11 protein-coding genes are annotated in these 10442 nt (G+C 56.6%); 5 read left to right on the top strand and 6 right to left on the bottom strand.

Features of this window, described 5'->3' with window-relative positions; genetic code table 11:
• Nucleotides 1–353 (bottom strand): hypothetical protein (locus tag ABHR75_RS09160; protein WP_346964158.1); only part of this gene is annotated, 353 nt, incomplete at its 3' end.
• 1 nt (nt 354) lies between these two features.
• A complete protein-coding gene (locus tag ABHR75_RS09155) occupies nt 355–2043 on the bottom strand; it encodes an ATP-binding cassette domain-containing protein (protein ID WP_346964157.1) in 1689 nt (562 codons plus the stop codon).
• A gap of 1399 nt (nt 2044–3442) precedes the next feature.
• Between ABHR75_RS09155 and ABHR75_RS09150 the strand changes: the two genes are divergently transcribed.
• Nucleotides 3443–4069 (top strand): DUF1648 domain-containing protein, encoded by a 627-nt coding sequence (locus ABHR75_RS09150; RefSeq protein ID WP_346964156.1) that lies wholly within the window; start codon nt 3443–3445, stop codon nt 4067–4069.
• A gap of 1029 nt (nt 4070–5098) precedes the next feature.
• Here the strand turns inward: ABHR75_RS09150 and ABHR75_RS09145 are convergent.
• Nucleotides 5099–5500, bottom strand: coding sequence for a hypothetical protein (locus ABHR75_RS09145; RefSeq protein ID WP_195364264.1), 402 nt, complete (start codon nt 5498–5500; stop codon nt 5099–5101).
• 385 nt (nt 5501–5885) lie between these two features.
• On the opposite strand from ABHR75_RS09145, the gene ABHR75_RS09140 reads away from it, so the two are divergent.
• Nucleotides 5886–6542, top strand: coding sequence for an ATP-binding protein (locus ABHR75_RS09140; RefSeq protein WP_271737481.1), 657 nt, complete (start codon nt 5886–5888; stop codon nt 6540–6542).
• On the top strand, nt 6509–6628 hold the full coding sequence (locus tag ABHR75_RS09135; protein ID WP_271737480.1) for an ATP-binding protein: 120 nt from the start codon (nt 6509–6511) through the stop codon (nt 6626–6628). The genes ABHR75_RS09140 and ABHR75_RS09135 overlap by 34 nt, the downstream gene beginning before the upstream one ends.
• Nucleotides 6629–6632: 4 nt before the next feature.
• Here ABHR75_RS09135 and ABHR75_RS09130 read toward each other — a convergent pair whose 3' ends face one another.
• Complete coding sequence (locus tag ABHR75_RS09130) at nt 6633–6956, bottom strand: hypothetical protein (RefSeq protein ID WP_249360907.1); 324 nt, start codon at nt 6954–6956, stop codon at nt 6633–6635.
• A gap of 341 nt (nt 6957–7297) precedes the next feature.
• Complete coding sequence (locus ABHR75_RS09125; RefSeq protein WP_267471256.1) at nt 7298–7423, bottom strand: hypothetical protein; 126 nt, start codon at nt 7421–7423, stop codon at nt 7298–7300.
• A 245-nt stretch (nt 7424–7668) separates the two neighbouring features.
• On the opposite strand from ABHR75_RS09125, the gene ABHR75_RS09120 reads away from it, so the two are divergent.
• Nucleotides 7669–8106, top strand: coding sequence for a hypothetical protein (locus ABHR75_RS09120; protein ID WP_138374238.1), 438 nt, complete (start codon nt 7669–7671; stop codon nt 8104–8106).
• 483 nt (nt 8107–8589) lie between these two features.
• Here the strand turns inward: ABHR75_RS09120 and ABHR75_RS09115 are convergent, their stop codons facing one another.
• Nucleotides 8590–8973, bottom strand: coding sequence for a hypothetical protein (locus ABHR75_RS09115; protein ID WP_138374237.1), 384 nt, complete (start codon nt 8971–8973; stop codon nt 8590–8592).
• A gap of 626 nt (nt 8974–9599) precedes the next feature.
• Between ABHR75_RS09115 and ABHR75_RS09110 the strand changes: the two genes are divergently transcribed.
• Nucleotides 9600–9839: a hypothetical protein gene (locus ABHR75_RS09110; RefSeq protein ID WP_138374236.1), complete on the top strand. Its 240-nt coding sequence runs from the start codon at nt 9600–9602 to the stop codon at nt 9837–9839.
• Nucleotides 9840–10442 lie beyond the last annotated feature (603 nt).

Genomic DNA, 10442 nt, shown 5'->3' with positions numbered 1-10442 from the left:
ATGCCGTCCATCCCGTCTCGTGATGCATACGACAGGTGAACTGAACCGCAATCCGATCCATCATTGTCGAGAAGATCGAACGAATTCGGGTCGCTCGTTGCGGCCAAACGACCACTCATACAAGAGCCATCGTCATTACAGATTTGCCATTCCATGTCTTCGCCTGCAAGAATCGCCATAGACGGCCTGGTCGCGCCATCGTTGACATACATCCCGTCTATGCCAAACCCATTTTCAGCGCCATCGATGAACGACTGCTCGGACCTATACCTCGCAAATGATGCACATAGCACCATTGCAAGACAAAGTACAAAGCCAACAATCGCTATCTTTGCATAGCTCTTGCCTATCATGTCATTCACCTCCTTCGTATGTATCGAGGTATTCCTGCTTGAGCGTCTGCGAGGACGACTTGATCTTTTCCACGAGCGTGCCGGCTTCGATGAAGTAGAACGAGTTGGTAAGGTCTGCCAGGTCGTCGAGTAGATGGCTTGAAATGAGCACGCTGCGTCCCCGCGCCACTTCGCTGCGCATCGCGTCGCAGGAGGTTTTCCGTTTTCCCGGATCGAGGCCGTTCAGCGGTTCATCGAGGATGAGGTACGGGCAATCGGTCGCTATCGCCATGGCAAGCTTTACCTGCTGCTTCATTCCTGTCGAGAGTTTACGGGTCGGCTTGTCGAGATATGGGGAGATTCCGAGGGAGCTGCAGAGCGAGTCGATGTCGGCGGCCGATTTCCACGCCTCCCTAACGAAAGCAAGGTGCTCGAGGGCCGATAGCGTGGGATAGAGATCCGCGCTGCCCGAAGAGCTCAGGTAGACGAGTTCTGCAAATTCGGCTGATCGACGTTGGCTGATTCCGTCTGCCACCAGGCTTCCCGAGCGGATGCGGGTGGGAAATTGGCCCGACAGCGCTTCAAGAAAGGTGGTTTTCCCCGAGCCGTTGGGAGCAACGAGGCCCGCCGCCGTTCCCGGGCTCAAGAAAAGCGACCCGATTGAAAGTATCGTCGTGCTTCCGTATCCCACGCTCGCGTCCAGAAGCTCGAGCCCATGGTGCTTTTTCGCTGGTCCAGACTGTTTGGGCGAACGTGTCGCAACGGCGCCGACCGCAAAAAAGACCGCGACGTATGCCAGGGCCACGGCAAGCATCGATGCGCTGCCTGAACCGGAGCCAATGAATTCTGTCGGGAAGCATCCTACGTAACCCGTTGCCTCGATAGGCGAGAATACGGCCAGCGGCAGGAGATTGAGCGCGGCGTTATGCTCCAGTGCCGAATCGGACAGTAACGGGAATACCGGGGCCGCGACAAGCAGCGCGGAGGTAAGGGGGCCTGCGAGGACGCGCCTCGTTGCGGTCGATAGGACGGCGGAGCAAACGGATATCAAGGTTCCGCCCGCAAGCAGCGCGAGAAGCAGGGTCGTGAAGACGTTTCCCGCGGTCGTGGTGGTAAGCGCGCCGTCATGGAAGAAGGCGATCGGGTACCCAATTTGCCCGAAGCCGTTTAGGGCCAAGGCGTAAATGCCCCCGGGTGCGAGGCCGGCGAGGAGCATCGCGGTCCCCGCGGCGATTATCGAAAACACGGTCTGGATAAGGCGCCGGAATTTGGGCACGGGCGCCTTTGCCGCCAGGGTCCCGGGCCTTGTGGCGCCGAGCACGAGTATCGACGAGAGAAGGAAGGGGATGAAGGGAAGGAAAGACGGCGCCGTGGCAATGGCGTAAGGCAGGAAGGAAAGGAATGGCAGGTCGTTTGCGGAGGCCGGGATATCCGTGATGCCGGAGCTGCTCAGAGCGCGGCAATATGCGAGCTCCGCGTCATTGGTCTCTCGGTCTCCCACGATGGACCCGGATTGGAAGCCTTCGCCCATGAGCGCGTAGTAGCTCTCGGCAGAATCGAGAAAGGCGGCGTCGGTTTGAGCGGCGAGGGCGGCGTTCGCGTATCTTGCAAGCTCCGCGTCGACTTGCTGCTCTGGCGATAGGTCTGTGCCGCTGGCCTGGGGCGCGCGCGTATTGAATGCGTCGACAAAGCCCTGCATGCCCTGCTTCATAAAGAAGGGCCCGTAGATGGGTGAATTGAACGCAATGGGGACGGAGAAGGCTGCAGCGAGAACGAGCGTAGAGATCCATACGGCCCTGTCTCTTAGGATTAGTTTGAGAAGAAGTCGACAGTACATTTGGAAGCACCTACATTTCTCAAAGCATCGTTAGATTAATAATGACAGACCGAATGAAGATACGTGCGACGGGGGCGAGGCGAATGGCTGAGCGGTATCGATATGCGGGTTCAACGGTATCACATTGACCACATAGATTTTTAACTTGCATTTCTAACAGTTAAGGAGACGGGTGCTTTCCAGCACACTCCTTCGATGATGCCTTCCGCTAGTTGCTATGCCGGTTTCAGCCAACAAAGAATGTGCCCGGGCGCTCAGGTTCACCGTTAGCGTTGGCAACATATGAGATGGGCCAGACCCTTGCCGCGCGCCGATTGCGCGAGAGGTGTCGGGCTCCATGTTTATTCCACCTGCTTGTTATCAACCAGCTTCGTTCAACGTCAGACATTCAAGATGTCAGACGTCGAACCTGCGCCAAAGACGCAGCTGGGGCTACTAGTTGCCTACAATCGCTCGCGAAGCTCACCTGTTCGTGCGTGAATGTCTGACAGCTCCGTCAGACATTGTCGGACATTTGATTGTTCGACAAATGCGCACGTGGTCGCGTTCGCAAAGATAACTGAACGGTCGATGGGTGCGTTGAGACCGGAGCAAACGGCGGATGCCAGAAAAATGGCCTCACAGAATCGCACCCATGCTTGATAAAATTGACCGCCCGGGCGCAAATACCCGGGCGGTCAATTCATCCCCTCGTTCGCGATCCTGTTGGGTTTTGGGGCTTTGACATGTTGTTGACGGATGGATCAGCCGTACAGCTTGATCTCCCGGGTTCCATGTGGTCGTCCCCCAATAAGACGTCCCTGATGTAGCTCTGCGGCAGGAACTCGACGGGCAGCACTGGGTCGTCGACGTAGCCGGGCACGGGGAGTAGGCGTGGCCTTTGGATATAGCGTGGCCGCCTGCCGGCGGTCGGACTGCCACTTCAGTCAAAAGCTCAGGCGCGCGCATTAAAATAATGGATATATCGCTTGATAGGCTTTTGAACAAGCATGAACATCGCAGGTAAATCCGTGTACCAGTTTTTGGTATACGAATTTACCTGCGGTTTGCTGAAAGCTCTGACATGCGCTGTCGACTTCATTAAAATCGATTGCCGATCAAGTCTTCCTATATATGCGAGCCCTGAGAAACTGCGCTGTGAACCTGAGACCGCTATCGATCGGCCCGGTGCACCGGGCCGCTGTCCTCGAGCCGGCATCAGCTTGCCGGTCTCAAAACGTATACTTGATTTAAGGCGGAGTGGAATGTGGGCGCGCAAGGAGATGCGGAATCGATGAGAGCCTCAAAAAAAATTACTGCAGTGTTATCATCTTTCATCCTCTCTATTCTTCCATTTCTGATTCTATGGGCGGCTTGGTCAGTCCTCCCTGATACAATTCCCGCTCATTGGAGTGGGGGTGTGGTTGATCGATGGGGTAATAAGCTTGAATTGCTGGTTGTTCCGCTGTTTTCTCTGATTGGTTCTATTGCAATTTCTGTGTACCTTATTGTTTCCACGCGGCGAAGAGAGTTCGCGGATTTCTCTGCTCGAATGCGACGGGACTTTGTTGCGTGCTATATTTCTAGTCTTCTTTTATCGACAACCTGCTCAGTGATAATTGCCGTTTGGGTTCAGTTGATTCTTACGCAAAGCACTGCGGTTGATGGGGGACTTGGACTATCGATCCTGTATTCCCTTCCAGGGCTATATGTGATCTTGTGCGCTTTGCCGCCTTTTTATGCGAGCGGCGAGAGCAAAAAGGCAGAGCGCCTGATAACAGTTCTTATTGGCTGCGCGGAGATTGTTCTTTGTGGAATAGTGCTTGAAGGTTCGGCTGCCTCTTATACGATGATTGGACTGATGATTCTGTTCTGTGCGTTTGAGATTGTGTCACAGGTAAGGGATAGCCGGTCCTTATGAGTTGAATTACGCGCGTGCGGATATAAAGGTTGGCATGTTAAGCTGGTCGTTTTCTCGTTCTGGGACATTTGCAGTAGGATGAGTGGGACTAGGCGCGCTGCGGTGTGATGGTGACGGTTGAGACTTGTATCGCTGCAAATCCGCTGATGCACATTTTGCTATTGGGCTTGAAGGTGGGACCGACAGGCCTTTGTTTGGGATGTTCCGGTCGTCCAACACGTGTTGCACGGCTTTATATTGTTACGCTCGTTCGGCGCTCCGTTGGAGCATTTCCGGGTTTGTCGGCATCATGACTTGGCCAAGTGACACGCTTGCCGGGACGGTTGTAACGCCGCGCCGGTTCCGTGTGCTCCTTCGTTGTTGGCCTGTCCAGCCGGGGGCGGATTCGGCCTCATGTTGTGGCGCACGGCCTTCAGGGGCTTCCCCCTGGCGAGTTATGTTCGTCCGTATGGGTAAGGGTCGGGTTGAGCTGACAATCCCGTGTCGGAAGGGGCTTGCACCATGCGCGCGATGACAGAGATTGAGTGGCTGGACGGCCGTGTGACGAAGGTGCCGGAGCTCGCCCTGGGCGATGCGCTCGGCGAGAGCGTCCAGGCGGAGCTCGATTTCGGGTTCGACGACGTGTTGGAGGGCCTTTGGGTTGAGGTGCGCCATCATGAGCCGGATGAGGACTCGGACGGCGACCCGCGCGGGAGGGGCTGCGCACTGTACGCGGACTGCCGGTACAGCCTGGTCGAACCGTCGGACCTCGACCGTGTCTTCTGCATCCTTTACGAGGGGCAGCCGAGGGTCCAGCCGCGTCGCGGGGGAGCTCGTGAACCTTTCGCGGGCCTGCGCGTTGTCCTGCCTCATGCTCGGATCTCCCTACCCGCCAGGCGCCCTCGAGGCCCTGGCCGCGTGCGCTCGATACCTCTGCGGTCCGGCTTTCACGTCCGACCTCGCCGCCCGCGTCCGCGCGCGGATCTCATCCGGCCTCACGCGCTTGAATATCGAGCTGAGCCCAAACGATGACCCACACCCCATCGGTCTTCATGATGATGCCTCGATGAGCCAGCTCGCCCAGAGCTTTCGATACAGTCGGTTGAGTCGAACAGACTTTTTTTCGAGCTTGTCCTGACGCATGAAAAGACCTTTTGTAAGTTCTTTTCCGTTGGCATCCTTCCTATTAGGCCCTTTGGACGTCTGGAAGGAGCAAATCATGATCAGAATCGCAAGCTGGACGCGATTCTTCGCGACCGCAAATAATGAGTCGTAGGATGGCCTGTTGATTCCACTCAGGATCTCGCTCTTTGCAATCTCATCCTGTCGAACGTCAAGCGCCGCCTCCATCTCGCTAGGCGTCTCGGCCTGATCGGCAACCGATGGAGCGTCCGTGTCTAAAGGCCACGGGAGGCCACGGCCTTTTTGCGGTTTGTAGCTACTTGTACTCATGTTGATTCCTCTGGTGCGAGGCTATCCAACCCAATTGCCGACTGTGCCCATAATATGGTTGATTTCCGATCTCAGCCGAACACATTGAGCGGATAGGCCGTTCCCGCAGTTAGCCGAACGCCCCCGAGGCCCCATTCAGGCCACGGGGCGTCGTTTTCCCAGTTGAAGGAACGGTGGAGATGTGTTTCGATGGGTCCGGTGGCCATGCTCCGCCCGCCGCCCGGCACCTCTTCCCAGACTCAGCCGGACGGTCGGTCCGTCTATTCCATTTTCGCCCTTAGGCTAGGCCAGCGGGGCATCGCCCCTCTCTGCGCGCGCCCTCTCGGCGGGGCCGGCGGGGCCGACCTGTCGGTCTACGACGGGTTCCTGAAGGGGGCGGTCGCCGATGGCAGCTAGCGAGGAGCTGGCCCGCAGGGTCGTGGAGGCCGGGCGGTCGTGCTCGCTCACCACCGCCGTCCTGGAGGAGTGGTCGAGGCTCGGCACCCCGAAGCAGGTGGAGTACCTGGCGGGCTACCTCGAGGCGGAGAGGTCCAGCCGCGAGGCCTCGAAGCGCGCGACGCTGCTCAGGCGCTGCGCGCTGCCGGCGCCCAAGACCTTCGACGGCTACGACTGGTCGGCCGTGTCGTGGCCGGAGGGCATGGGGCGCGAGTCGCTGCTCGCGCTCGACTTCGTCGAGCGCAGGGAGGACCTCGTGCTCATGGGCGACGTCGGCACCGGCAAGACGCACATGGCGTCGGCCCTCTGCGCGCTGGCGTGCGAGAGGAGGCTCGAGGCGCGCTTCTTCACGGCGTCCTCGCTCGTGATGCGCCTGAGGCGCGCCCGCGACGACGGGAGGCTCGACCGGGAGGCCGCAATCATCGGCAAGGCCCGCCTGCTCGTCATCGACGAGCTCGGGTTTCTCCCGCTCGACGCGGACGGGGCGAGGCTGCTCTTCCAGGTCCTCGCCGACGCATACGAGAGGCAGTCGGTGGTATTCACCACGAACCTGGAGTTCAGCAGGTGTGGGCGGTGTTCGGGGACGACCAGATGGCCGCCGCCCTGATCGACCGCATCGTCCACCACGGGAGGCTCGTCCAGTTCCGCGGCGAGTCCTACCGCGTCCGCCATGCCCTCATGCAGGAGGGCTAGCCGCTCAAAAAGCGTGCGCGCTTCCGATGCTGCGACTGCTCAATTTCCGATGCTCTTTTTGCTCAAATCCTCTTGACGAAACACAGAATACGTGCGGGCGGCGCTTGCAGCCGATCGCACGGTACCGGCCGCACCCGTTGCAGCAGCGCGGCCACGCCGCCAGGCGCGGGCAGGCCGCCGACAGGTCGGCCGAGCCGTCGACGCGCTCGCCGCGCCTGGACTTCGGCGCCGTCACGAACCTGTGCGACGCCACCTCGGCGCTCACCGCCGAGGGCGACCTGCACAGCTCCCTGGCGATCTCCCTGCACGAGGCCCTGCGCTCCAGCATCCTCTGGACCGTGTCCCGCTCGTGCCTGGTGAGCCTGCCGTAGGCCCTCGGGGCCGCCTCCGCGGAACCCTTCTTCCTCTTTCCGGACCGGCCGTCCTCCGATCTCCCGGTGCCGGCCGGTCCGGCCCTCAGGGTATCGGGTTCCCACATTCATCCGCACATGTGCGGATGAATGTGGGAGGTGTTCGGATGAAGTTGATAATCAAGGCTTCGATAGCAAACGCAATTTGGTTTTTGAAATATGGACGAATTCCTCGTCAGGAGGGTAAAATGGTGCCGACGGCAGCCCAAGTTGTAGAGAGCTGGGCAGAGCCGTTGCTTAATGAAGTTGGGTCATCGTCTTAGCGACGGTGGCCTTTCTTTTTGGGCTTCGAACCCTGCTTGAGTGCCTTGGAAAGGACGACAAGGGCCGTGAGGAGCGAGACCATAGCAGTCAGGAGCTTCACGAGCTCAGTGAAATCGGTCATGGGCATCACCTCCCATCGGATGGAGGGCTCTGCCCGGCACGAGGGCTGCCGACAGCAAGGACGATTCTATCAGAGCGGCTGACTCCCGCCCGATTATTACCATCCCACCGCGCCTGTGCAAAAAAGAGGGCCGCCAAACAGCGACCCTCCAGCGAAAGTGCATGTTATTTAGGACAGTCAAATTCTTTGAAAAACAAATGGATGCTGTAGAATTACAAATAAGAGTCACCCAGAAGGAGCGATCGATGAAAAGCAAACGATTTGTCCTGAATGCACTTCTGGTAGTAGCAATATTGACGCTCTTCGTCTTTTCGTACTCATACATGAATCAGCCAAGATTTGGATATGCTTTATACACTGTTTTTTCCGGCGAAACAACTTACAACACTATAGGCTTCATTGACGCAATCTTTTTCTATGTAGTCGGCCCCGTATCAAGCGAACTGGTCGCTTTTGTTGTCAGCTACAACCTGAATCAACAAAGCCAAACTCACTCAGCGACTTCGGCCAAACAAGGAATCAATCTCTTCGCAATAATGATAATTCTGCAAATTGCGACCGTGTTGATTATCGCCCTGACCGCAACAAACGTTTTGAAGTATGAGTTCGGATTCATCGCGAGCTGTCTCATGGCAATTGCCGCGGGTATAGCGGTTTCGTATACGACACCGGCAAAGAAGTAGATAAACTAACAGGGCCTATTTGGAATCCGAATCGTCCATGGAACCGTCGATGCCGGTTTTGGTGTCGTCATCCGTATTGGAATCGTCATCCTTGGGGCTTATAGGACACACATTTTGTCCTATAAGCCCCGATCAATTCATACTCCTCATCCTCGCCGAATTGCGAGTATGGCAGAATCGGCACTGGATGGCAGCGCGCTAGGCCGTGTCCGCGGAGTTACCCCCCCCGTTTTTATCGTAACAGCTGATTCTAGGGACGCTTCAAAAAGTCAACCGAGGGTTTTGTCCCGTCAAGACGCCGAACGAGAATTACGTACCGCCAAGAGCCTCAAAACACGCCCCTCGCGGAACAGAATCCTCACTCGATTTCCATGCGGAGTAAAAACGTCAATCAATCATCCTCCGCAACGTCTATCCACCAAAAAGGCCGCCCCACGTGGAGCGGCCTTTGCTCGCAGCTTTTTACTGATAGTTACTCAAAAATTATTCCAACACATCCACAGAAGAGCAGCGAATCGTATTTTTCTTTCGGGAATCGAGAAAATAGCCTACCTTGACTTTAGACCCAACGCTCACGGGGCTATCGCTTACATAGCGCGTATGTTCTGAATCAACCAGAATGGTCAGACGATCAGACCCGTCGTTATATGGATCTTCGCTTTCGACCGACATGGTAAAATCGCCAGAGCTGTCAACGTTCAACACCAATCCGCTCACGAACCACAAATGTGAATAGTCACCTCCGCTATCTTTTTGGCAACGCTCCACTTTTAGAAATAGCGCAGAGAATGCGAACACGGCAACTGATATAGCGATGAAAACCTTAACGCCACTCCCCTTGCCATAAAATACAAATTTATTCGCCAAAGAAAAATACCCCTGCCTTATCCGTGTAATTAGCATAGTACTACGTTAACGTGCTCATGGCTGTGGGTTGGTTTAACCTACAGTCATGCTAAAGTTGCCAAAAGGGGTACAAAGGCCAATACGTTTGCACAGTGCCGGCACAGCGACCTAGCATCGTATGCACCGGCGGGATCATTGCTGGCCTGCAAGGAGAGCATGTCCACGCGCTCATGGTCGCCGGAGGCCTCGTGATGCAGCACGCGCCGAGCGGCGACTGGAAGCGCGTCGATTGGGATGCGCTTGCCGCCTGGCTCGACAGATACGGGTGCAAGGTCGCTAAATGCGAGACGGAGACCCTTCCGACCGCCGACGCGGCGAGTGGGAACGCAAGGGTAAAAATGCATCGTCGCTGAACCAGTGAGTCAGTATTCTTTAGTTGGATGATGGATATTGAAATTAATTAGCGAGATAATGTGCATATCTCATAATGTATGCGTTGCACCATGAGAGAGGGGCCTGTCATGAGCTGGAAACCGAGAAAATGCGTTATCGCCGGTCTCGTGACAACCGGTCCTGGCGGCGGCTTGTTTGCAACCGCAATGACATCGTACCGACTTTTCACTTACATGTTCTAAAAGGCGGTTGCCATGCTGTCGCAAAATCACTCGAGATACTTGGTCCCAATCGGCTTTACCCTGCTCGCATCACTCTTTGCTAGCGACCTTTTGCTGAAACCGCCCAAGGAACTCGTTTTGCTTGCCATAGACTGCATTTCCGCCCTTTACTTTACGGCAACCCTGTTCATCGGACTAAAGGAGAGGAAAAAAGGCGCAGTCGTTGCGTCCGCCGTAGGCGTGATCACAGCCATTGCCTCATTCTTTATCTGACACATTGGTGATCTAGGGGCGATATCGTAGGAATACGATCGGGAGAGCCGGGACCAGATCGCCCGGGTTGCCCGGTCGGCTCGCGCGACGGCGCGGCGGTTCGACAGAAAGCTCTCCGGACTTCACGCCGTTTCTGATCGCATTGTAGACAGCCAACTCGTCTTCGCAGTCGGCGAGCACGCGGTGTGCGTCGTCGTTTTGGATGTACAGTAAATCTCGAAGGTCCTCCATGCACCAGCGTCCGAGATCTGGCCATGCGCGTCGCGCGAGCTGATAAGTGTCGATCGCGATGTTGTAGTTAAAGTCCAGGCCAAAGCCGTCCCAGGCAGAACGGCATTGTTTCCTTGATTATCAACTTCATCCGGACACTTCCCGCATTCATCCGTGTGTGTACGGATGAATGCGGGGTTCGATACCCCGGCGGCCTGATCGGCAGACCGCCGGGAGTTCTCACTCCTCGATAAAAGCCGGCACTCGGTTAGTCCTGCGCATCTTGAAATCGCCAGTCTCGTGGGAGACGTAGAGAATGCCGTCCATCCCGTCTCGTGATGCATACGACAGGTGAACTGAACCGCAATCCGATCCATCATTGTCGAGAAGATC

Origin of the sequence: Collinsella aerofaciens (assembly GCF_039752955.1) — a bacterium.
GTDB lineage: Bacteria > Actinomycetota > Coriobacteriia > Coriobacteriales > Coriobacteriaceae > Collinsella > Collinsella aerofaciens_BI.
The sequence above is the reverse complement of the archived record's forward strand: the minus strand, read 5'-3'. Positions and strand labels throughout refer to the sequence as shown.